The following is a 23,748-nucleotide window of genomic DNA, read 5'->3' on the forward strand; positions in this document are numbered from 1 at the left end:
GAATCGAGGCATGACTGACCACGCCCTGCCGGAGACCGAGTCCGTGCGCGAAGAAGCCGGACTACACCTGCATTGGCAGGGGCGTCGATCGTACAAGTCGCTCATCCCGGTGCCTCGCGTCCTTGAGCGTGACGATGAACTCTCGTTCCAGTCGGACCGCGGCAGCAACCTCGTGATCGAGGGGGACAACCTGCAAGTGATGGTCTCCCTGCGAACGCAGTACGCGGAGTCCGTGGACGTGATCTACATCGATCCGCCATACAACCGCGGCGGCAATGACTTCCGGTACAGCGACGCTCGATTCCAAGACCCAGACGCAGACGGAAGCGATTCGGAGTATGTCTCGAACGTTGATGGCGGGCGACACACCAAGTGGCTGAACTACATGGCTCCCCGCCTGGTCGCAATGAAGTCACTCATGGCGGAAAACGGCGTGATCTTCGTGTCGATCAACGACATCGAGCTCGGCCGCTTACTCATGCTCATGGATGAAATCTTCGATGAGAAGAACCGTATCGGCGTGATCACCTGGCGCGGCTCGGCCGACAACAATCCTTCGCGAATCCAGATCGAGCATGAGTACGTCATCTGCTATGCCAAGAACGTAACTCAGGTCGCCAAAGCCTGGACCACACCGGCCGACGAGATGAAAGAGACGCTGCTTGAGCAGTTCGAAGAGCTCCTCCAGAGCGAGCCTGACACTGCCAAACGCGCGAAGGCGTGGGGTTCTCTCGTTCGAGCCAACGGGCGAGATTCTCTTGGGCGACTCGCCCGCTACACGCACCTCGACGAAGCCGGCCCGTACCAGGTTGCGTATCGCGTGCATAACCCGAAAAAGGGTGGCTACCAGTACGGGGTCACCAAGAAGGGGGTCGTCGACAGTGTGAAGGCACGAGGTACCTATCGTGTGCCGGCAAATGGCTACCGCTTCCCGGCGCAGACCATGCAGCGTTACATAGACGAGGGGCGTATCGTCTTCCCGCGCCGGCTTGAGCAAATCGTCCAGATGAAGGACTACCTGAAAGACTTCCGAGGCACGCTCCGAAGCGTCATCGACCTTGATGCGCGTGCAGGAAGCTACCGACTCAAGCAGCTCTTCGGTGAGGACTTCGATGGATTTCGATACGCGAAACCGGTCGAACTGATTGAGCTTCTCGTAGGTGCTGCCGGTTCAAAGGATGCTCTGGTCCTGGATGCCTTCGCTGGCAGCGGTACGACCGGCGATGCCGTCATGAGTCTCAACGACAAAGACGGCGGTCGCCGCCGGTTCGTCATGATTGAGGAAGGTAGCGAGGAAGACCCGTACGCGAGAACCCTTGTAGCGCGTCGTCTTCGGTCCGCCATCGAAACGGACGGCTTCGATGCAGGATTCACATTCCTGACAACTGGTGCTCAGCTCGATCGCGAAGCCATCCTGACACTTGAAAAAGACAAGATAACGGCCGTGATCTGTCAGACCGACAGATCTGGTACGCGTTCCGGCATCCGCCAGATCGACGGTAGGAAATGGGTCATCGGGGCGAATCAGCGGGGCGAGGCTCTCGCCCTTGTTTGGCGCGGCGCCACTAACAGCCAGGTCAACGCTGACGTCATCAACGAGGCGCTCTCGGAGACGAAGGCGCTTGGGCTCAAGACTCCGATCCGCATCTACGGCACGACATGCAACATCAGCGAGACGAAGTCCTTCGTTTTTTGCCAGATTCCGGATGAGATTCTGGCCGCATTGCAGATCGAGGACGCGATTCCTGAAGACATCGAAGCCGAGCTGGAGGCGAGCAACGCGTGAGTAACACGATGCGCCTGTTTGAGTTTCAGGAGAACGCTGCGAATCAGATTGTCGAGGCTGCGGCGGACTGGGTTCAGTACTACGCCGAAGATGGACCACTCTACTTTGGTAAGACCCCGATTCCCTTTATTGGGCATCTGAAAGCAGTCACCGGCGCGGGAAAGACGCCGATCCTCGCCAAAATTGTTGCTGATCTCGGCCCAAGCATCGTGCTCTGGACTTCAAAGTCGAGTGCCGTCGCAGATCAGACCTACCGCAACCTCAACGGCAAATATGCTCATCTGCTTCCGGCCGGAACTAGGATTGTTCGCGAGCGACCCAGCAAATCGGAATGGGAAGAACTCCTCGAGGCGACGACGGGCCTGACGATTTGGGTTACGACGGTGGGCTCTTGGAATGAGGTCGAGTACGCAGCCTCCGAAGGTAGCGAGACTGCACGACTCAACATGCACCGCCCCCACACCGACTGGGGCGGTGATCGATCGCCATGGGATCAGCTGCGCACCGAACCGCAGCGGCCGCTCTGGATTGTCTACGATGAGAGCCACAATCAAACCTCGACTCAGCTCGAGCAGCTGATCGGACTGCGACCTGTGGGCTTTCTGCTTGCGTCCGCAACACCTCCGAGTGGCGGACAGTTCGATCGATTCGCCGAGGTCGTTGACGGGGACGACCGTGCTCGGGAAATCGCCGACCGCGCGCGCTACCACGTGAGTACACGCGATGTGGTTGAGAACGAGCTACTCAAGCACACGATCATGGTCGAGAACTTCGATTCGGACCCCGATCAGCTGCTCGACTCCACGGTGGCGCTGCACAAGGAACTTACTCAGGCCGCCACAGCTGAAGGCGCAAGCATCACGCCGAAGGCGCTATACATAGTCGAGCGCTCTAACCCGACCAAAGACGAGATCATCTCCCGCCCGGTTGCTATCTGGGAACACCTGCGCGCCAGAGGCGTTCCGGCCGAAGAGATCGCAATCTATACGCAGACGAAGGTCGTCCCAGACGATGCTGTCCGCGTCTCATCCTTGGCAGAGCTCCAGCCTCACCACACGCACATCATCTGTAATCGCGCGCTGCAGGAAGGCTGGGACGATCCGGAAGCGTACATCGAGTACTTCGACGACGAGTCCAACTCCTATATCCGTATCGCGCAGGTCATCGGTCGTGCACTGCGCCAGCCTGGGGCGCGTCATTACGAGGACGACCGACTCAACACCTCGACACTATTTGTCCGCGTGCCGAACCGTACCTTCGAAGGCATTGTTGACGGGTTGAAGGCCGAGCTTGCGCTCTATGCCATCGATGAGACGAATCCAGGCGCAAACCCGTCCATCCGCATTAAGACACGCAAGCAACCGTTGCCTGATGTGCCTCTGAAGACGGACCTGCCGGTCGCCCTTTCGTTGCCGCAGTATGTGCTGGGCGAAGCGGAGCTCGAGGACGAAAAGAAGAAGATCCAAGCAATGTCGCGCCAGCCGTTCGCAGATGAAGATCTCCTCGCGAGAGGGCGAAAGAGCATTCAGAAGATCTCCTTGCGCGGTGAGGACGATTCCACACGCTATGAACAGATCGCTGCGAGCATGCGTCGCAAGAACGGCGAGTACCTCCGGCGCCGAGTTCAGCTTCGCGCTCGCCACTGCGCTCACCTGCTCGAGCCCGAGCTCTTCACTGGTCTCGCATTCGATCAGTGGGCCTGTTCCGGGTCCGCAGCGCAGTCTCTGCTATCTGACCGTGCGGACGCGATCGCAGAGGCGTTCGAGAACACAGTGGAGCTCGTAATCAACCAGATCCATGGCGAAGAAACCTGGACGCCTGCGGCACACACGCCCAGCGTCGACAAGTACCACTCGTTCGAGAACGCAATCCACTCGCGATACGCCCAGAACCAATTCAACACCGAGGAACTTGAGTTCGCGAAGGCTCTGGACTCCCTCGGACGGGGTGTGTGGATGCGGAACCCGACACGCGGCGACGGATACGGGGTGCTACTTCCCGTCAAGGTTGGAAGCTCCAACACCTTTTACCCAGATTTCCTGTGGTGGGTTGACGGTGAGTGCTTCGCAATCGATCCGACCGGTAAGCACATTCTCGAAGAGAAGGTTCGTGGAAAGCTGCTGACGATTGACCGGCCAAAAATCGCCCTGCTCACCCGAGGCAGGGTGAGCACGGACTTCCACTCTCTTTCGGACACTGACGGATACACGCTGGTGCGCCCTAGAAAAAACCGTGGTGCGGCGCCGGAGTATTTTTCATCAATTTCGGACGCACTACTGCGGCTTGCTCCCGAGCCCACTCTTGAAACCAGCTAAAACCGAGAGTGGGGAATGGCAATGAGCTCATCAAGCTCGAAGACGCGACGAGCTGCGCGGTCAGCGAAGGTGACAGCTCGTAGCGCCCAGAGCTCCGGCATCGTCAAGTGCTACATCGAGCGGTTCGAGAATGCCGCTGGCGCGCCCGACCTCCGCCTTCGCGAGAAGTCGACCCAACGGCTCGTGAGGGTTCTGACGAGAAACGAGATGTTCAGGTCATTCGCGCCATTGTCAAACCTGCTGCGAGACTGTTACGAGCATGGAGGCGGCCTCGTGGAGTCGCGGAGTCGTGCGGAGCACATCGCCATCTCCGCGCCGATCGTGACGCAAAATGCTCGGGAGATCGCTGTGGCGTTCGAGCGCTTATCGGTGCATGTCGACATCGTAACCGCGAACATCGCATCTCCTCCGACGTCCGTGTGGGCCTACATCGAGGAGTACACCGCCGAGGAAGGTGGCCTCGGACTGCGTCTTCGGGAGAAGATCACCGGCCGGAAAATCGAGATGTACGGCAAGAACCAGGACCATTTGCTCACATTCCTTAGCAGCCCGCACTTCACTGGTGCCCAAACACACATGGCGAACCTCTACCAGAAGGATGGCTTCGACGACTACGTCCTTGTCTCCGGAGGCACAGCCATAGATTCGTACGACGTGGTGCTGTATACGGATGGCGTCGAACTCACCTACTTGCTTGGCCCAACTCCTGATACCGCATACCGGGACGCGTTCCGGGCGCTGACGGAGGAGTCAGCGCCCAAGGCGCACGGGCGTACTGCGCAGATGCACTTCGATATGGGCCGGTACCGCGAGGCCATACTCTCCGCGCGACTCGCTGTCGAGACGGCTTGTGGTGGACGGGGGGCCGATGTGAAGCGCCGACTCGCCGATGCTCCCGCGGACGTCAAGGCCGCTGGTGATGCCCTTTACGGGAAGCGCCACGTCGCCGTTCACGAGGGCGACACGCGAGTCGAGCAGCCCGACGCGATACAGGCGATCCGTGCGATGCGCCGCGTGATGGACTACCTGGCTGACTACAGTTTCTGAGCCCTCAGCCCGGTGCGGCCACGTCCAGTTGCACGCACCGCACAACGTTGCTTCGATATGTGTGTTGGGCGCACCTTATAGAGAAGGCATAGGTGCTTCGAGCGCTTCCATAAACCTCTGACCAAATCGTCGACGATTATCAAGAGCCGGGACCTGGCCGGGACCTGATGCATGCAAACCATGCCATCCATGACGTGAAATGACGCCGTTTGAGGAGCAGGGACGTCCGGAAAATCAAGGATTCGGGTTGAACCGTCTACCTGGGGGTCAAGGGGTCGCAGGTTCAAATCCTGTCAGCCCGACCACATTGAGGCTCGGAATCACGCGGAAGTCGCGAGGTTCCGAGCCTCTGTCGTATCCACCGCGGTGCCGTGGCAGAACGGTCGAGCGACTCCGTCGCGACGAATTTCAGATCCAGTGCATCCAAACTCCGACTTCTCGGAGAACAACTCCTATGAAGGGCCGCGCAGGGCGGTCCGCGTTCAGGAGGAACAGATGCGCAAGACAGTCGCCGCCGGCCTCGCCGTCGGAATGATCACCGCTCTCGGCCTGGCATTGCCGGCCGGCGCCGCTACGGCCCAGGAGGCTCAGCTCTCCGTGCTCCACGCGATCCCTGACACGCCGGTCGACGTGTATGTGAACGGCGAGCTGACCCTCGACAACTTCGCCCCGGGAGACCTGGCAGGCCCTCTCGCATTGCCCGCCGGTGACTACGAGGTCGCCCTCACCGCTCCTGATGCCGCCGACGCGAGCGCCCCGATCCTCGGTCCGGCCACTCTCACCCTCGAGGGCGGTGCGAACTACACGGCCGTCGCACACCTGACGGCGGCGGGAGATCCGGGCCTCAACCTGTTCACGAACGACATCTCTCAGACGGCACCGGGTCAGGGACGGCTCACTGTCCGTCACACGGCCGCGGCACCCGCGGTCGACATCCTGGCGGGCGGATCGCCCGTCATCCAGAACCTCGCCAACCCCGATGAGGCGAAGCTCGACCTCGCCGCGGGAACGGTGTCGGCGGCCGTGGCTCTGGCCGGAACGACCGACCCTGTCATCGGCCCGACCGACGTCGCCATCCAGGAGGGCGTCAACACGATCCTGTACGCCTGGGGCAGCGCCGAAGACGGAAACCTCGCCATCGCGGCGCAGACGATCGGCGGGCTGCACACGAACCCCGACGGTGTGCCCTCGGGTACCGCCGGCTATCTCGCACAGCAGGACGCGTCGGTGACGACGATCCTCTCGGTCGGCGTCATCGCGATGGCCATCGCGGCCGCGGTGGGCGCAGGCCTGGTCGTGCGTCGGCGCCAGTCGGTGCGCTGATGCCCGCAGGCACGTCGCGGATCCCCGGTCGGCACCGCGCCATCGCGGCGTTGGGTGCAGTGGTCGCCGCGGCGTGCCTCGTGGCATGCACACCGGGAGGGGCGGGTGATGGCTCCCCTCCGTCGTCGGAGCCGACCCCCACGACTCCGACCCCCGTCCCTCCCACACCCACGCGAGACGTGGAGGTGCGACCGGGCTCCCTCCCCGCCCCGGTCGCACCCGTCGCCCCCACGCGTCTTGCCATCCCATCTCTCGACGTCGACATGCCGGTGACGGATGTCGGGGTGGAGGAGTCGGGACAGATGGAGCTTCCCGTCGACCCGGCCGTGGCCGGGTGGTACCGGTACGGGGCGGATGCCACGAGCACGAGTGGCCGGATCCTGATCGCAGCGCACGTCGACGCGATCGACTATCCGATCGGACCGCTCGCTCGCCTGCGGGACGTGCCCGCAGGCGAGACCGTCAGCGTCACCGCGGCGGACGGGACGACTCGCGACTTCGTGATCCAGTCGCTGACCTACTACGAGAAGTCCGCGTTGCCCTCCGACGAGCTCTTCGCCCGAGGTGGATCGTCCGCCCTGGTGATCGTCACCTGCGGTGGCCCTTTCGACAGCACCACCGGCCATTACCGCGATAACGTGGTGGCCGTGGCCGTCCCGCAGTGAGTCGGGGTGATCACCATGGAGAGGAGACTCCGGGTGGATGAGACCACCGAAGCCGAAGCGGCGCTCGATCGACGCTTCGTCGCGGGCGATGAACAAGCCCTCGCTGAGCTGTACCGGCGATGGTCTCCGGTCGTCTTCACGCTCGCGCTGCGATCGCTCGGCGATCGAGGCGATGCGGAAGACGTGACGCAGCGCACTTTCGTCTCGGCGTGGAACTCGCGCGCGGGTTATGACTCGTCGAAGGCGCGCCTCTCGACCTGGTTGATCACGATCGCCCGACGGCGCATCGCCGACACCTTCGAAGCGAGGGCCAAGGTGCAGCAGCTGCAGGCCGAGATGGAACGCCTCACCCCGCCGGACGCACTCGTCTCGGATGCCATCGATCTCTCGGAGACGCTTCTGCTCTCGAGCGAGCTGCAGCAGCTCGCACCGGACGCTCAGGCCGTGATGCGATTGGCCTTCTACGATGACCTCACGCATGACGAGATCTCCCGGAGAATGGGGATGCCGCTCGGCACCGTGAAGAGTCACATCCGCCGAAGTCTTGCCCGAATGCGTGATCGATTGGAGGTGAACCATGTCGCATCTTGATGACGAGACGATCGCTCTGATCGCGATGGGTGAACCGGTCGACTCCGACGCAGACACGCAGCACCTGGCCGAATGCGATGCCTGTGCCGCTGAGGTGGCCGAGATGTCGCGCGTGGCACTCGTGGCTCGATCCAGCGTCGTAGAGGGGGAGCTGGAGAGTCCCTCCACGGATGTGTGGTCGAGGATTCACGAGGAGCTCCGTCTGAGTCCAGCGCTGGCTTCGGATCCGGCGTCTTCGGGCGCACCCGAAGTCTCCGAGGCGCATGAGCAGCCGATGCGTGTCGCTGCGCCGACACCTCCGCGTGCCGGACGCACGCGTCGCTCGCGGTCGACCATCTGGGTGCTCGCGGCTTCGATGGCACTCGTCGCCGCGATCGGCGCCGGCATCTGGATCACGCGCACGCTCACGCCGTCGTCTGCGGTGATCGCGTCCGCCGAGCTCGCAGCCTTCCCCGACCACCCGCAGGCGACAGGGCAAGCCGAAGTCGACGACGACGGCGACGGACGACGCACCCTCACCGTGACTCTCGAAGGAGACGAGGGACTCGACGGCGACTACCGCGAGGTGTGGTTGATCCGTGCCGACGGTGAGGCCCTGATCAGTCTCGGTGTGCTCGAGAACGCGTCAGGGACATTCCTCGTGCCGGACGGCGTCGACCTCGACGAGTACCGCGTCGTCGACATCTCGTTCGAGCCGGTCGACGGTGATCCGGCGCACTCCGGTGATTCGATCGTGCGCGGCGAGCTCGACTTCGCCTGAGCGCTGCTTGGGTCATCTGCCCGAAACCATGGGCTGACCGGGCGTGTAGATGCGTTGTGCACGCCTCTTCCGACGGCCCAGAGGTCCGTCGGCCGCTGGGGTGCGGGGGAGAGGCAGACGGCGCCGATTCTCAGCTGCGCCCTGTCGTGGACAGCAAAGAAGGGAGGGAGTGGGATCGACTCCCACTCCCTCCCTTCTGCTAGAGGATCCTGCCCTCACTCACGATCGGGAGAATCTCGATCCCGACCTCACCTTGAGCGCTCCTCCGAGCACGAGGAGGAAGGCGGCTGCAAGAAGCGCAGCCCACAGGGGCTCCGATCCCGTGGTCGCCAGCCCGGAGAACGGGGGAACCGCGGGAACCTTGACCGTGGAGGGCGGCGATTCGATCGGCGGGCCCGTGGGCGGGACGCCGGTGGCCGTCGCCGTGTTCGACAGGCTTCCGGACTGCAGATCAGCGCGCGTGACGACGTAGGTCGCGGTGAACGTGGTCGATGCTCCCGGTGCGAGAGTGGCGACGGACGCCGGCGTGATCGGTCCCAGCTGACCGGAACCGGTGAACGCGCCTTCCTTGACCGTGACGCCGGTGAGCGTCGTGTTGCCGGTGTTGGTCACCAAGAACGAATAGGTGATTGTCTGACCGACAGTGGACACGCTGGGGCGGTCGACGGACTTCACGAGGGAGAGTCCGGGGGCGGGGATCGAGGGGACCTCGACCGTGGAGGGCGGGGACTCGATCGGGGGGCCCGTGGGCGGGACACCGGTCGCGGTCGCGGTGTTGCTGGTGGTTCCGCGGTCGATGTCGGCCTGGGTGAGCGTGTAGGTCGCGGTGAACGTCGTGGATGCTCCCGGTGCGAGAGTGGCGACGGACGCCGGGGTGATCGCCCCGAGGGTGCCGGAGCCGGTGAACGCGCCTTCTTCGACGGTGACGTCGGTGAGGGTGGTGTTTCCGGTGTTGGTGACCAGGAACGAGTAGGTCAGTTCCTGACCGACTTCGTAGGAGGCCTCATCCGACGGGGTCACGGACTTCACGAGGGAGAGTCCGGGGGCGGGGATCGAGGGGATCTCGACCGTGGAGGGCGGGGACTCGATCGGGGGGCCCGTGGGCGGGACGCCGGTCGCGGTGGCGGTGTTGCTGGTGGTTCCGCGGTCGATGTCGGCCTGGGTGAGCGTGTAGGTCGCGGTGAACGTCGTGGATGCTCCCGGTGCGAGAGTGGCGACGGACGCCGGGGTGATCGCCCCGAGGGTGCCGGAACCGGTGAACGCGCCTTCTTCGACGGTCACGTCGGTCAGGGTTCTGTTGCCCGTGTTCGTCACCAAGAAGGAGTACGTCAGTGTCTGACCGGCCGCCGAGACGCTGTTGCGGTCAGCAGACTTCACCAGGGACAGTCCCGGTGCAGGGATCGAGGGGACCTCGACCGTGGAGGGCGGGGACTCGATCGGCGGGCCCGTGGGCGGGACACCGGTCGCGATGGCGGTGTTGCTCGTGGTTCCACGGTCGACATCCGCCTGGGTGAGCGTGTAGGTCGCGGTGAACGTGGTCACCGCTCCGGGCGCCAGCGAGGGGACGGATGCCGGCGTGATCGGTCCCAGCTGACCCGAGCCCGTGAACGCGCCTTCCGTGACCGAGATGTTCGTGAGCGTGGTGTTTCCCGTGTTGGTCACGACGAACGAGTACGTCAGCTCCTGGCCGACCTCATAGGTTGCTGCATCCGCCGGGTCGACCGACTTCACCAGCGTGAGCTCCGAGCACAATCCGCTGTCCTGGGGTGAGGTCGCACCGAAGAACGGCAGTCCCGTCGCGACGATCGTGGTGAGCGGCACAGGCGAGGTGGAGGGCACGACGGGTACGGTCGCAATCTCGTACAGGTCACCGTTGGACCCGGCGAGATAGATCTTTCCGCCGCTCTGGGCGGCGCCGAACGACTGCGGCACGGTGCCGACCTGAGTCACCGAGAAGTCGGGGGCGATGCGGAACAGCGCACCCCCGGTCCCAGTGGAACCGACAGCGAGGATGTCTCCATCCGCGAGGGAGAGGAAGTCGCCGGCTGAACCGAAGCCCGTCGGGAACATGGCCTGGAACGGTGTGGCGACACCCGTCGTCGGGTTGATCTCGAAGATCATGCGGCCGGTTTCCCCGTTCGGTGCGGCACCGACGAGAAGAGACCCGTCCGGCAGCGCACTCAAGGCATTCGCGAAGTAGGCAGTGGCGGGCAAGCCGGTGACGGGAACCGATGCGATCTCGGCTCCGGTGTCGGGATTGATCGTGTACAGGACCGTCGGGGTTCCCGGAGCGATGCCGTAAAGCGTGACACCATCGCCCAGGAACGCGATGTCTGTGTAGGAGCGCGCAAGCGGGACGCTCGACACGAGGTCACCGGTCGTCGAGTACTTGTTGAGCTCGTTGACGGCGCCACCGGTGTTGGCGTAGATGTTCCCTGGCGTGCATACCGCCGCGGCCTGAGCGGCCTGCGGGGACCCGATGACGTTGATCGTGGTCAGCATCGCGAAGATCATCGCGAGCACAGCGATGACGGCCGCTCGGCGCTTTCCTGGAGACTCGCCGGTGTGCGCAGCGAGGGCGCGACGATCGTTGTTCATTTTTTCCTCCCCTGGCCGGGGCGGAACCTCAGCTCCGCCGCCGATCCCCCTGGCGCGGGTGAGAGATGATCTCGCACCCGTTTTGCGCCAGTATATCGACCGACTGTGACGCGGCAAGGGCCGATTCTCGCACCGGGATCACCAGCGTGGAGCTTTCGGCGCGCTGCTGTGGTCCGCGTTCAGTGAGGCAGGACCGCGGCGCGAGACCGAGGCGGCGGCGGTCCCCCTCTGGTCCTGGGGAGACCTCGAGGGACCGCCCGGGCCCGCCAAGTTGGGGGACTCCGCAGGCCCGTTGGCCGCGATGACTCAACGGCTATGCGGCCACCATACTGACGCGCTGTGAAGAACGGAAGAGGAATGCTGCCACGGCTCCTGTCCTGAGCGCGCTCAGCGGAAGTCGAGCACCTCGTCGCCCCAGGCTGCTCGCAACGGTGCATCGAGGTCGGCGACGAGGGTGTCCTGCCGCTCGATCACGAGAGTCTGTCGACTGCTGTCCGTTTCGCCTGCGGAATAGGGTGCCCACGCAGGCGCGTCCTTCGCCGTCGGGGAATCAGGGCTGCGTCCGTGAGCGAAGGCCGTCCAGCGCTCCTGCATCCGCACCGAGATCTCCTCGGCTGCTCGTCGACCGCCCAACCGGAACGTCGGATCCTTCGGTCCGCTCGAGAGGTTGCCCCACAGGTACGGCAGCTCGGTCGCGTGCGTCGCCCCGAGGCCGAGCAACCGCAGGAAAGGTGCGGCGTGATCGAACCGGTACAGCCACACATCGGCGACCGTGCTGTGTCCTTCCGCGATCCACAGAGTGGGCATGCGGAAGCCGATGTCGCGGGCGATGCCGAGACCGACGGCGCGCTGCCGCACGTTCTCATACGCCGTCTGCACCTGGGCGACGGCGGGGAGGGTGATCGTCGGATTGTCCTCGGCCATGTCGGTGAACATCTGCCTGATGCGGTCGTCGGTGATCGGGATGAGAGGCGACTTCATGAACTTGAACAGCGACGCCTCGTCCTTGTTCGTCCCGATCAGGAGAGGAACCCGGATCCCGCGTCCCTCGCGCAGGACCGTGACCGGCGCCTCCGGAATCAGTTCGCCGTCGATGACGGGCGCGAAGGCGAGGGTTCCCGGGGCCTCGTCCGGCACGGCCGCATACACGCTCATGCTCGCCGCCACGATGTCATCGACGGATGCCGCGCGCAGTGCCCCCGCGACTGCCGCAGCATCCGTCGAATCGATGCCCAACTCATGCACGAACCGGGCGGCGACGTCACGCGCTCGCTCGGTGCCGTACATGCTCGAGGCGGGGGAGGACTGCGCGATCGCGCGCGTGAACAGGCCTTCAGCAGAAGGCGTCGCCAGCAGCGTCGTCACGAGCCCCCCTCCCGCGGACTCCCCGAACACCGTGACCCTGCCTGCGTCGCCCCCGAACGCGGAGATGTTCGCCTGCACCCAGCGCAACGCGAGCAGCGCGTCCTTCACGGCCAGGTTGCGATCGAAACCCCCTTCGGGCAGGAGCCCGGCGAGATCCAGAAAACCGAAAGCGCCGAGTCGGTAGTTGACCGTCACGACCACGACTTCGCCGCGCGTCACGAACGAGGTCGCATCGAACAGCGGCTGGCTCGACGATCCGAAGGTGTAGGCACCTCCGTGCAGCCACACCATCACCGGCAGCGGGGTCTCGCGTGGCTCCGACGGCGCCCATACGTTCAGCACGAGGCAGTCCTCGTCCATCACCGCATCATCGCCCAGGGGCACTGCGGGGTTGGGTTTCTGCGGGCACACGTTGCCGTACGCGGTGGCATCGACCTCGCCCGCGGCGGCCGGCGCAGAGACGGGATCACGCCAGCGCAGCTGGCCGACGGGCGCTTGGGCGTAACGGATTCCGCGCCACGAGCGCACGACGCCGGTTGCCGTGCCGCGGAAGGCTCCGGCCGGAGCCGTGACCACCTGCGTGTCGTCGAGGGGGAGGGACTCGTCTGACATGTGCGCTGCTCCTGACATGGTCGTGGTTCAGATCAGATGACGGATGACCTGGGCGGCTTCGTTCGCGGCGAGGATCGCGAACAGCACCGTCATGATGATGGCGTTGTGGGCGATCATCTCGGTCTTCACCCGCTCGAGTGCCTTCGTGACGGCTGCTGAACCGCTGGTCGCGACGCTGGCCGCGACGATGAGCGGCAGCGAACCGACGACGACCAGTGCGAGGCACAGCCCTCCTGCCGCGAGCAGGGGGAGATGCGCTTCACCGATCAAGGCACCGCCCTTCAGCGCGAGCGGGATGTTCTTCGTGTTGGTGACCGCCATGATCAGGCCCAGAGCCGCTGCCTTGGCCGGGGTGACGGAGTCGAGCGCCGCGAGCCAGGCCGGCGCCTTCGGCGGTTGCCCGTGGCGCGGACGCGAGAGCCAGCTCGCGATGGCGAGGGCCGCGAAACCGAGCGTGAGCACGATCGCGAGGATGAACGACACGGTCTTCGCGGTACCGGACGGGGAGGCCGAGGAGGAGCCGGCGGAGGTGAGGGCACCGACGACGATGAACACGAGGGAGACGCCGATGAACACCGACGCATAGGCGGGTGCCGCCGTGCGTCCGCGCGGAGCGAGGGTGATCGCCACGATGGCCACGATGGGCAGCGGCGAGATGAGCATGCCCACCGCCAGTGGGAGGAGATCGTGCAGCTGGTTCACTTCGCGTCCGTTCGTCTTCGTGTGCCCTGCGGAGCGGGGCGAAGACGACGTTACGACTGCGGGGTGCGCGTCTGAACGCGATGTTCGGCTGACACGACAGCCGGAACGGAGGAGAGGGCGAAGGAGGCCTCGAGGGTGACTCCGTCGGGGATGCGGATGAGGCGGGCGCCGAGTTCCTGCATCCGGGAAGAGGCCCGAAGTCGTGCCCCGGGAGCTGCCGCGCCTGCCGAGGAGACGCGAACACGAAGCCGGGGCCCGGCGCCGGTCGTGACGCGGTGGAGCGATACAGCCGCCCGTCGCTCGCTCGCGTGTTTGGCGGAGTTCAGGAGCCCCTCGGCGATGACGTCGTAGCAGTCTCTCGCCACCCACGGCGCATGCTGCAGCGCCGAGCGGGCAGCCTCGTCGATGTCGATGCGAAGGTCGATGACGTGCGCCCAGGTGTCGAACAGCGCGGTCAGAGAGACGTGGGCTGAGGGACCGGGTGCCGCGGTGAAGGCATCGGGCAGGCGTCCCACCACCGCGGCGAGATCGTCCTGCAGGAGCTGCACCTCGTCCAGGGCGGGTGTCGGGTGAGCGAGCGCGAACATGATGCAGGCTCCCTGGGCCTCGGCGTGTAGAAGGTCGGCAGCGGCGCGGAGGCCTTCGCGAGTGGGGCGTGTACCGGCACGGGCGAGGTCCTGGGCGGCGGAGACAGCGCTGGAGAGTCGGTGCTGCTCACGGCGGAGGCTGTGCAGGACGCCGGCGCACGACGCGGCGGCGAGCGCGAAACCGACGTACGCGATCGCGGACACGGCAGCCAGGAGCGGTGTCACCCCTTGCGCGACCGCGAGGGCCGCGAGCGCGACGCCGACGGCGAGAGAGAGGAGCGCGAAGAGGCAGGAGGCTCCGTGAGGGATTCGGGTGATCGTGCGGCGACGGGGCAGCAGATCGGCCAGCACGCCTCCCGCGGCGAGCGCGGCGAGCCCGATGAGCAGGTCGAGCGGTGTCTGCGTCCGCGCCGCGTAGGGGAACAGGCACGCCGCGTAGACGAGGGTGACCATGCCCGGTGGCGGCACACGGAACGGGAGGCGTCGCCGTGCGGGTCGGGCGAGGGGGACACCGTCGTCGAAGAGAGCTTCGTCGGCGCTGCGCGGGCCTGCCGTACCCTTCGCCGCGGAGAGCTCGGCGAGGCGGTGGCTCCATTCGCGGATCTGCTCGCCGCCGAGACGGCGGACGCCGGCGGATGTCGGTTCCAGATCGACGATCGCCGCATCGAGAGTCGCTCGCGCCCGGTCGACGAGGTGGCCGGCGTCGGTGGCGAACACCTGCGCTTCGTCTTTCGCCCGAGATAGCTCCTGGGCGACGGACCGCAGCAGGGCGTTCGCTCGACGCAGCGATCGGAGCGAGGATTCGAGCACGGCGAGGATGCTCAGCACGACCGCCCAGACCACGATGTTCGTCGCGATGCGGAACGGCAGCTGATCTGTCGGCGGGGTGGGAAAGCCGCTGAGGTGGAGCCAGCCGTCCTGCACCACAGGACGCAGTGCCGCGCAGACGATGATCCCGGCGATCACGATGGCGGTGCGCGCCCGCCTCGTGCGGCTCCACCGTTCCAGCGCGGCGATGACGGCGAGTGCGGCGCCGAAGCAGAGCCAGGTCGCGCCCGTCGCCGCGAGCGCGTTCAGCGGATCGACGCCGTCTCCTGTCGGGGCCATGACGGTCAACGAGAGCGGGAGCGAGGCGGCGATCGACCAGGGGGTGAGGAAGTGGCCGCTGCCGACCGCGCGACCGGCGGCGCGGAGGAGATTCCTCATCGAGCGGGACCGAATGCGGCGAGATACAGCCCCGCCGCCGCCACGCGCGCGTTCACGGTCGGGTCGCGTGTCACCTCGAGCCGCGCGAACAGTCGGCTGATGGACCGTTCGACCGCACGCACCGTGCCGCCGGTCTCGACGGCGATGCGCTCATTCGACCATCCGCGGGCGATCATCGCGAGGATCTCCAGCTGATGCCGCGTGAGAGCGCCGAGGGCGTCGACCGAGTCGGCTTCGGGAGGTGCCGGCGTCGGATGCGTCGACAGGGCGCGCTCCAGCGCGGAGAGGAGAGTCTCTGGTGAGTCGAGGTCCTGCTTCGCGACGAACACGGCATGCTCGATGCCCATCGCCGTGGCCCCCGCGGCGGCGCGAGGGTAGCTGCTGAGGAAGACGACCGCGATGTGCGGTGCGAGCTCGACCAGCATGGCGGCCAGGTCGGCTCCGGAGGGGCGGGAGCCCAGGTCGATGTCGGTCAGCAGTGCGTCGGGGTCGAATTCGGTGAACAGCCGTGTCGCCTCTGCGGCATCGGAGGCTGCGGCGGTCTGGAAGCCGTGGCGCTCGAGCAGGTCGCACACCAGCATGCGCAGGGCGCCCTGATCCTCGACGACGAGCACCCGTCGTCTCCACTCCGCGCCCACGTTGTCACTGTAGTGGAGCGCGGGCGCGCCGATCATGGTCGAAATGCGAGAAACCGGTCGGTTTCCGGGCGTGCGGCCGCCCTGCGGGAATCCGCGGCATCGCATGTTCGCACTGGTGCGCACGAGCGCGACCGAGGATGATGTCGTCCACCGGCCTCGGAGGAGGAGGCGCCTCGGCCGGGCAGAACGATGACGACAGTGAAAGGCCTATCGGAGTGATGACGAACCTCACCATCGGAGCGGCGCTCGAGGACCCCGACGCGTCGGTCGACCTCGATGCGCGACGCTTCAACCGGCACACCTTCTGGGTCGGGCAGAGCGGCAGCGGCAAGACCTATGCGCTCGGTGTCGTGCTCGAGCAGCTCCTGCTGCACACCGAGCTGCCGATGCTCATCCTCGACCCGAACGGCGACTTCACACGCCTGCCGGAGACGCGTGCTTCTGCAGGCGTGGTGGATGCGGACCGGATGGCGGAACTCGACATCCGCGTCTTTCGCTCCGGTGCCGGCGAGGGCGAGCGTCTGCACGTGCGCTACGTCGATCTCGCCCCGGCGTCGAAAGCGGCCGTTCTGCAGATGGACCCGATCGCGGATGCGGAGGAGTACAACGCCCTTCTGCACGAGGAGCGAGACGCTCGTACCTTCGACGGACGGAACATGCTCCCGGGGCTGCGCGCATCGGGAGACCCCGCACGGGTGCGGCTGGCGAACCGGATGGAGAACCTGCAGGTGCTGGAGTGGGCACTGTGGTCGCGCGGTGCAGGATCGGTCGTCGACGTGATCGAAGAGCGCCCGCGGGCGACCGTGCTCGATCTCGGCGGATTCGAACACCCCGCGGAGCCGAAAGTCGCCGCCCTCGCCGTGCTCGAGCACCTCTGGGCGCATCGTGAGGAGCGTCGACCCGTCCTGATCGTCATCGATGAGGCTCACAACCTGTGCTCGCCGAACCCGGAGACGGCGGTCGAGCGCGCTCTCACCGAGCAACTCGTGCAGATCGCCGCCGAGGGACGCAAGTTCGGGCTCTGGTTGCTGCTCTCCACGCAGCGACCGACGAAGATCCACCCCAATGTGCTCTCGCAGTGCGACAACCTCGCGCTGATGCGCGTCAACGCACCGCGGGACCTCGCCGAGCTGGCCGAGGTCTTCGGCTTCGCCTCTGAGGACGCCATCCGCAGGTCGGCGGACTTCGTGCAGGGGCAGGCCCTGTTCGCCGGGGGCTTCATCGCGGCCCCGACCTTCGTGCAGATGGGGGAGCGGATCACCGAGGAGGCAGGAGGCGACGTGAAGGTCCCGCTGCGCGTCGAGGGATGAGGGGACTCGGATGCGGCGACGGCGCCGAGGATCGGGAGGGACGGCGGTGACGGACAGGCGGAGAACGGCTGCGGACGACGGGATCCTCCGGGTGCATCAGGCGCTGCGGTCGGGATTCGGCACGGAGGCTGCCGTCTACGGCACGATTCTCGTGAGCGGTCTGGTGGCGGTGTCCTCGGCGCACGGGGAGACATCACTGGTGGTGCTCGTGACCGTCGCCGTCACCGTGCTGGTGTTCTGGGGCGCACATGTCTATGCCGGCACCGTGGCCAGGGTCAGCGATCGGGACGAGCGCGAACAGGGCGAGACCGTGGGCGTGCGCGCGGCGTTCGCGGCCTCGGTGAAGCACTCCCTGGGCATGCTCAGCTCCGCCACGGTGCCGGCGGTGTTCCTCCTGGCCGGCACGACCCGCGCCATGCCCGACGGGCTCGCGAACGATCTCGCCCTCTGGTCGGGCGTCGTCATCCTCGCCTTCCTCGGCTACGTGGCCTTCCTCCGTCGGGGCAGCCCCTTCCTCACGCGCATTCTCGGCGCGCTGGGCACGGCGTCTTTCGGGCTCGTGTTCGTGGTCCTCAAGGCCCTCGTGCACTGAGTCGGGCGCGACGCGTCAGGCCGTCTGGTCCGCCCTGATGCGGTTGGCTGCCGCGATCACCGCGGACAAAGTCGACGACAGGACCGACCGGTCCCGCCCCGCCGACCAGGCGCCACCGTCGGCAGTGCGGTGTTCGAGGAGGGTCAGCGCCTCGCTGTCGGCGCCGGATCCCACGCTGGTCTGGTGCAGGCTGACGACGTCGATCCGGATGCTCTGAGCGTCGAGCGCCGCGGTGAGCGCCTCGACCGGACCGCCGCCCCGATGAGTGGTCGTGTGCTCGCGCCCGTCGATGCGCAGGGTGATCCGCGTGCAGGAATCCCCGTCGGTCTCGGCGGTATCGTACGAGGTGATCGCGATGCCGGCGTCGGCATCAGCGCGGAGGTAGGCCTCTTCGAACACTCTCCACAGTTCTGTCGCCGTGACCTCCGTGCCGGTCGTGTCCGTGTGCTGCTGCACATGTCGGGCGAAGTCGATCTGCAGCCGACGAGGCAGTTCGATCCCGAACTCGGTCTCCAACAGGTAGGCGATGCCGCCCTTGCCCGACTGCGAGTTCACGCGGATCACCGCGTCGTAGTCACGGCCGATGTCGGCGGGGTCGATCGGCAGGTAGGGGACCCGCCACTCGATCTCGCTCTCCTCGCGTTCCTCGGCTGCCGCGCGGGCGCGGTGTTCGGCGAAGCCCTTCTTGATCGCGTCCTGGTGGGTGCCGCTGAACGCCGTGTGCACCAGATCGCCGACGTACGGGTGACGGGCATGCACCTCGATCCGGTTGCAGTGCTCCACCGTGCGGCGGATCTCGTCGATGTCGGAGAAGTCGATCATCGGATCCACACCCTGCGCATGCAGGTTCAGGGCCAGAGTGGCGATGTCGACGTTGCCGGTGCGCTCGCCGTTGCCGAAGATGCAGCCTTCGACCCGCTGTGCTCCGGCCAGCACCGCGAGCTCGGCGCACGCGATGCCGGTGCCGCGGTCGTTGTGGGGGTGCACCGAGAGGATCACGGCATCGCGGCGCGCGAGGTTCTTGTGCATGTACTCGATCTGGTCGGCGTACACATTCGGGGTGGCGACCTCGACCGTCGCCGGGAGGTTGAGGATCACCGGACGCTCCGGCGTGGCGTGCCAGAGGTCGGTCATCGCGTCGCAGATCTCGATCACGTAGTCGGGCTCGGTCAGGTTGAACACCTCGGGGGAGAACTCGAATCGCACGTTCGGCATGTCTCCGGCGAGCTCCCACACATCGCGTCCGCCTGCCAGGATCAGCTGCTTCAGGTCTTCGCGCTCGCGGCCGAGCACTACGCTGCGCCAGGTCGGTGCGGTCGCGGTGTACATGTGGATCACGACGGGATTGGCGATGCCCTGGATGGACGCGACGGTGCGTTCGATGAGGTCCCGGCGCGCGGGAGTGAACACCACGACCGTGACGTCATCGGGGGCGATGTCGCCCTCGGCGATCAGCCGGACGAAGTCGTAGTCGGTCTGCGATGCCGAGGGGTATCCGACTTCGATCTCCTTGTAGCCCATCGTTACCATCAGCTCGAAGAAGCGACGCTTGCGTGCAGGGTCCATCGGCTCGGCGAGCGCCTGGTTGCCGTCGCGCAGATCGACCGGCACCCACAGCGGGGCTGCGGTCAGCCGATTCGCGGGCCAGTCCCGCTCGGTCTGGGGCACCTCCACCCGGGAGTGGACGTCGCGATAGCGGTGCGACGGCATCGAGGAGTGTCGTTGCCGGTTCCAGGAGGGAGCCTGGAGGGGCACGGGGCCGGTGGGGGTGCAGATGCGGGGGAACGATGTCGTGGTCATGGCGGTGCGGGTCCTTCGTCGGGAGTTGCGACCGGCACACGTTCGACCCCACGACGGGGAGCCGGTCCGGCTACGCCCCGCCGTGGCGGCGAAGAAGAAGGTGCTCTGACGAGAACATGGCTAGACTGTAACACAACTCCTCAGACAAGTAGACAAATTTAGTCGGATGAGATGATCTGAGGTGGAGAGAGCGGAGTCGACGCATGGCACAGGTCAGACGTGCACCCTTGGCGGACCAGGCTGCGGAGCTTCTGCTGGAGCGCGTCCGCGCCGGGGAATGGGCATTGGGGGAGAAGCTCCCTGGCGAGACGACGCTCGCCCCGCAGCTCGGCGTCGGCCGCTCCACCGTGCGCGAGGCGATCCGCCAGCTCGCCGGGCGCGGGGTGCTGGCCTCGCGACAGGGCGCTGGCGTGTTCGTGACGGCGCTCGACGCCCCGGAAGACTGGGACGCAGTTCTGCGCAAGGCCGGCATCGCCGCGGTGATCGAGGCGCGTATCGCGATCGAGACCGAAGCCGCGGCGCTCGCCGCCGTGCGACGTACCCCCGCAGACCTGCGCAGCATCCGTCGCGCCCTCGCCGATCGTGGAGCGCAGCGGTCCGACATCGAAAGCCATGTCGATGCCGACACCGCGTTTCATCGGACGATCGTCGCCGCCTCGCACAACCCCGTTCTCCTCGATCTGTTCGACAGCTTCACCCCCCGGCTGCGCGAGTCCATGATCGAGATGCTCCGCCTCCGTCGCGAGTTCGGCGACGATGCCGACCACGACGCCCATGCCGAGCAGGTGGAAGCGATCGCCGACCGTGATGAATCAGCCGCATCAGCGCGCAGCCGCGCTCATCTCCTCGCCCTGCGTGACGCGCTGGCGTGACGCGCCGCCGGAGTGTGAGGGGCTGCCGAGCACTAGACCTCGTGCACCGTACGGCCCGCGATCACGGTCCGGACCACCCGCGTCGTGAGCAGGGTCGCCGGATCCGCCGCGAACGGGTCGACGTCGAGAACGGCGAAGTCTGCCGCGTGGCCGACCGCGATGCGACCGCGCCAGCTCCCATCGCCGATCGACGCCGCCGCATCCCGAGTGGCGTGCGCGATGGCTCGCTCGAGCGGGAGGGCCTGTTCCGGGTGAACCGCCGGTGTACCCGGAGCCAGAGCCGAGGCGCGGGTGGCCGCGACGTACATGTTGGCGAGGGCCTCGTGCGGCGCTGTCGGTGCATCGGTCGAGAAGGCGAGAAGCGCACCGGCCTCCTCGTATTCCGACCAGGCGAATGCGCGGTCAGCGCGCTCGTCGCCGACCTGTGCCGTCCAGTTGGCGAAGATCGCGGGGTCGGCGTGCACGGGTTGCATGGATGCCGTCACCCCCAGCCGAGCCATCCGCTCCGCCGTCCCTGCCGCCGCGAACTCGAGGTGCTCGATCCGGTGACGGCGCGCGCGCTCGCCGTTCACGGAGATGGCATGCTCGATCGCATCGAGGGCGAGCGCGCTCGCCGCGTCGCCGATCGCGTGCATCGCGATCTGCAGTCCCGCGGCATCGGCCGCCGCGACGACCGGCAGCAGTCGTTCGGCGGGCCAGATCGGCTCGGCGTTGGTGCCATCGGCATAGGGGGTGCCCATGGCCGCCGTGCACGCGTCGATCGTGCCGTCGAGCACGAGCTTGATCCCGAGCACCCGTACCCCCGCCGTCGTTCCCGAAGCGTGGGCTGATGCCTGTCTGACCTGTGCGAGGTTCGCGGCGTCGTCTCCGGTGTTCGCGACGAACCAGTGCGCGGCGATGCGCAGCGGGAGCCGATCGCGCTCGGCCGCTCGACCGAGCGCGGCGAGCCCGAGCTCGTCGAAGGCCATGTCCACAGCGCCGGTCACACCGGCGGCGAGATAGGCGGACACGACCCGCTCGACCGCCGCGTCCCGCTGGGCATCGGTCGTGGTCGCGTCACGATGAGCCCACGCGTGCAGCTGCGCGGCCGTCTCGTACAGCATCCCCGTCGGCTCGCCGAGCGCGTCGCGCGCGATGCGTCCACCGATCGGGTCGGGGGTGTCTCTTGTGATCCCCAGCTCGGCGAGGGCCGCCGTGTTCACCCAGCAGGAGTGGTAGTCGTTCGCATCGAGGTAGACCGGGATGTCGGCGACGACCTCATCGATCATGGCCGCGGTCGGCTCGCCCCCGGGGATCGCGTCGAACAGCCAGCCGCGTCCGCGCAGCACGCCGGGCGCTGTGCGTCGCGCGGCGAGCAGTCGGCGCTGGATCTCTTCGAGCGAGTGCGCATCGGTGAGTCCGACCTGTCCGAGCGCCTCGCCCATCATGAGCAGGTGGGTGTGCGCGTCGGTGAAGCCGGGAAGGACGATGCGACCTCCCAGGTCGATCGCCGTGTCGGCGGGCGGCGCGGAGTCCTCGGTGCCGACGTGGATGAACTCCTCGCCGTCGACGACGAGGGAGTCCGCCCAGCGCGACTCGTCGCCGGTGAAGATGCGGCCGTTGCGGTAAAGGGTGCGGGTCATGCGTCGATCTCCTGTGCGGTCATGCGTTCCAGACGCGTCGATACGAGGGCGATCGCCCCGGCGGGCACGGCCAGGACGAAACTCGCGACGCCGAGAGCGATCGCGAAGCCCTGGTATCCGAGAGCGCCGACGAGCGCGGCGCCGATGACGGGAGTGAGTGCCGAACCGACGAGGTAGACGGCGAGCAGAGGGCCCGACCAGCGGCCGTCGGCGTCGAGCGCCGCCGATGTCGACACGAAGTACATGAACGCGATCGCGTACACGGAGTTCCAGACGATGAACACCACGATGAAGGTGGTGGGGTCGGTCACGAACCCTTCCACGATCTTGAGTGCGCCGCCGGCGATCAGCAGGATCACGAGGGGGACGGCACGCCCGAAGCGCGCTCCGACGATCATCAGCAGCAGTGAGCCGAGCAGTCCGCCGGCCGTGGCGCCGCTGAGCGCGATGCCGAGTCCCTCGGGTGTCAAACCGGCCTGCTCCGCGCCCATGACGCCTGCCATCGCCCAGAGCGAATCCTCGCTGGCCGCCCAGAGTGCGAACACGAGGAGGAGCCCGAAGCCGGCGAGGGTGACGGTGCGCGAACGGGCGGGAGAGGTGCGGATCGTCCCGGTCGGGGGGATCTCGATCGGCATCGCCTCGGCGACGGCCGCTCCCGCCTGCGGAGCGACGACCGGCGCGGCGGGGAGCCACGCCGAGGCGACGAGTCCGATCAGGTTGAACAGCGCGAGGGCGCCGAAGACATCGATCGGAGCGAGGCCGATCAGGGGGATCACGGCGAGTACCACCGTGATGATGCCGCGGTTCGCGAGCCCGTTGAAGCCGGCGACCCTGTCCGGATTGCGGAAGGCCGCGAGCGCCGCCCCGGACGCGGCGACTGCGCCACCGGCTCCGGCCCCGCCGAGGAGGAGTCCCGGAAGCATGGCGGCGGGCACGAGGGCCGCGATCGTGAAGCCCACCACGGCGAGACCGAGGCCCGCGCGTGCGACGGCCCGGCGATGCACGCCGGCGCACAGGGGGGCGATCGCCAGGCCCGTCACCGCCGTGAGCAGGAGCGTCGCGGTGACGAGCCAGCTGGCGGCGAGGATGTCGAGGCCCAGCCCCGTCTGCGCGGCGGTGATCATGTAGGGCGACAGGTTGACGCCGAGGTATCCCGCGATTCCGACGGCGAAGGTCGCCGTCGCTGTCGGGAATCGGAGGGGGATTCGCGTGCGGAGATCGAGAGTTGTCATGGGGCTCCAGGGAGTCGGCACGGCATTGTGCGCGGAGGGGAAGTCGGCGGACGTGCATCGGATGGGGCACGACGTCGTAAACGAATGGTGTTCGTAAACGAATGGTGTTCATTATTATGCACAGG

General features: G+C 66.6%; 18 protein-coding genes. 10 read left to right on the plus strand and 8 right to left on the minus strand.

From position 1 onward, the window contains the following. The first annotated feature begins 10 nt into the window (after nt 1-10). From ACP699_RS00390 to ACP699_RS00420, 7 genes are all read left to right on the plus strand, one after another. Nucleotides 11-1,786, plus strand: a complete 1,776-nt coding sequence (locus tag ACP699_RS00390; protein WP_183150327.1) for a site-specific DNA-methyltransferase — start codon at nt 11-13, stop codon at nt 1,784-1,786. Next, nucleotides 1,783-4,101, plus strand: a complete 2,319-nt coding sequence (locus ACP699_RS00395; protein ID WP_426168238.1) for a DEAD/DEAH box helicase — start codon at nt 1,783-1,785, stop codon at nt 4,099-4,101. Before ACP699_RS00390 ends, ACP699_RS00395 begins: the two co-directional genes overlap by 4 nt. 21 nt (nt 4,102-4,122) lie before the next feature. Continuing rightward, nucleotides 4,123-5,148, plus strand: coding sequence for a hypothetical protein (locus ACP699_RS00400; protein WP_426168241.1), 1,026 nt, complete (start codon nt 4,123-4,125; stop codon nt 5,146-5,148). 495 nt (nt 5,149-5,643) lie between these two features. Beyond that, nucleotides 5,644-6,471, plus strand: coding sequence for a DUF4397 domain-containing protein (locus ACP699_RS00405; protein WP_055872303.1), 828 nt, complete (start codon nt 5,644-5,646; stop codon nt 6,469-6,471). Nucleotides 6,472-6,656: 185 nt separating this feature from the next. Next, the gene (locus tag ACP699_RS00410) at nt 6,657-7,136 is read left to right on the plus strand and encodes a class F sortase (RefSeq protein ID WP_241244652.1); all 480 of its coding nucleotides are present in this window, start codon (nt 6,657-6,659) and stop codon (nt 7,134-7,136) included. A 33-nt stretch (nt 7,137-7,169) separates the two neighbouring features. Continuing rightward, nucleotides 7,170-7,727, plus strand: coding sequence for an RNA polymerase sigma factor (locus tag ACP699_RS00415; protein WP_017830174.1), 558 nt, complete (start codon nt 7,170-7,172; stop codon nt 7,725-7,727). After that, the gene (locus tag ACP699_RS00420; protein ID WP_426168247.1) at nt 7,714-8,487 is read left to right on the plus strand and encodes an anti-sigma factor; all 774 of its coding nucleotides are present in this window, start codon (nt 7,714-7,716) and stop codon (nt 8,485-8,487) included. Before ACP699_RS00415 ends, ACP699_RS00420 begins: the two co-directional genes overlap by 14 nt. A 219-nt stretch (nt 8,488-8,706) precedes the next feature. Here the strand turns inward: ACP699_RS00420 and ACP699_RS00425 are convergent, their stop codons facing one another. The 5 genes from ACP699_RS00425 to ACP699_RS00445 form a co-directional block, all read right to left on the minus strand. Then, nucleotides 8,707-11,085, minus strand: coding sequence for a DUF7507 domain-containing protein (locus ACP699_RS00425; protein ID WP_426168250.1), 2,379 nt, complete (start codon nt 11,083-11,085; stop codon nt 8,707-8,709). Nucleotides 11,086-11,472: 387 nt separating this feature from the next. Beyond that, nucleotides 11,473-13,062, minus strand: a complete 1,590-nt coding sequence (locus ACP699_RS00430; RefSeq protein WP_426168253.1) for a carboxylesterase/lipase family protein — start codon at nt 13,060-13,062, stop codon at nt 11,473-11,475. Between the two features lie 27 nt (nt 13,063-13,089). Then, the gene (locus ACP699_RS00435) at nt 13,090-13,764 is read right to left on the minus strand and encodes a GAP family protein (RefSeq protein ID WP_426168256.1); all 675 of its coding nucleotides are present in this window, start codon (nt 13,762-13,764) and stop codon (nt 13,090-13,092) included. Between the two features lie 50 nt (nt 13,765-13,814). Then, entirely contained in the window at nt 13,815-15,557 is a 1,743-nt protein-coding gene (locus ACP699_RS00440; protein ID WP_426168259.1) for a hypothetical protein, read from the minus strand. Continuing rightward, nucleotides 15,554-16,231: a response regulator gene (locus ACP699_RS00445; protein WP_200935120.1), complete on the minus strand. Its 678-nt coding sequence runs from the start codon at nt 16,229-16,231 to the stop codon at nt 15,554-15,556. The genes ACP699_RS00440 and ACP699_RS00445 overlap by 4 nt, the downstream gene beginning before the upstream one ends. Before the next feature lie 182 nt (nt 16,232-16,413). On the opposite strand from ACP699_RS00445, the gene ACP699_RS00450 reads away from it, so the two are divergent. Together ACP699_RS00450 and ACP699_RS00455 are read left to right on the plus strand one after the other, a co-directional pair. Beyond that, nucleotides 16,414-17,505 carry an ATP-binding protein gene (locus ACP699_RS00450; protein ID WP_055867232.1) on the plus strand — a complete coding sequence of 364 codons (1,092 nt, stop codon included), beginning with the start codon at nt 16,414-16,416 and terminating at the stop codon, nt 17,503-17,505. Between the two features lie 46 nt (nt 17,506-17,551). Beyond that, nucleotides 17,552-18,097 (plus strand): hypothetical protein, encoded by a 546-nt coding sequence (locus ACP699_RS00455; protein WP_127482181.1) that lies wholly within the window; start codon nt 17,552-17,554, stop codon nt 18,095-18,097. A 15-nt stretch (nt 18,098-18,112) separates the two neighbouring features. Here the strand turns inward: ACP699_RS00455 and ACP699_RS00460 are convergent, their stop codons facing one another. Then, nucleotides 18,113-19,897, minus strand: a complete 1,785-nt coding sequence (locus tag ACP699_RS00460; RefSeq protein ID WP_426168265.1) for a 2-isopropylmalate synthase — start codon at nt 19,895-19,897, stop codon at nt 18,113-18,115. Nucleotides 19,898-20,100: 203 nt separating this feature from the next. Between ACP699_RS00460 and ACP699_RS00465 the strand changes: the two genes are divergently transcribed. Next, nucleotides 20,101-20,769 (plus strand): FadR/GntR family transcriptional regulator, encoded by a 669-nt coding sequence (locus ACP699_RS00465; protein WP_400645971.1) that lies wholly within the window; start codon nt 20,101-20,103, stop codon nt 20,767-20,769. A gap of 32 nt (nt 20,770-20,801) precedes the next feature. Here ACP699_RS00465 and ACP699_RS00470 read toward each other — a convergent pair whose 3' ends face one another. Both ACP699_RS00470 and ACP699_RS00475 read right to left on the minus strand, forming a co-directional pair. Then, complete coding sequence (locus ACP699_RS00470) at nt 20,802-22,391, minus strand: amidohydrolase (RefSeq protein WP_426168269.1); 1,590 nt, start codon at nt 22,389-22,391, stop codon at nt 20,802-20,804. Next, nucleotides 22,388-23,623, minus strand: a complete 1,236-nt coding sequence (locus ACP699_RS00475; protein WP_426168272.1) for an MFS transporter — start codon at nt 23,621-23,623, stop codon at nt 22,388-22,390. Before ACP699_RS00475 ends, ACP699_RS00470 begins: the two co-directional genes overlap by 4 nt. Nucleotides 23,624-23,748: the final 125 nt, after the last annotated feature.

Origin of the sequence: Microbacterium sp. DWRC1-3, from assembly GCF_049896645.1 — a bacterium.
In the GTDB taxonomy this organism is placed as follows: domain Bacteria; phylum Actinomycetota; class Actinomycetes; order Actinomycetales; family Microbacteriaceae; genus Microbacterium; species Microbacterium maritypicum.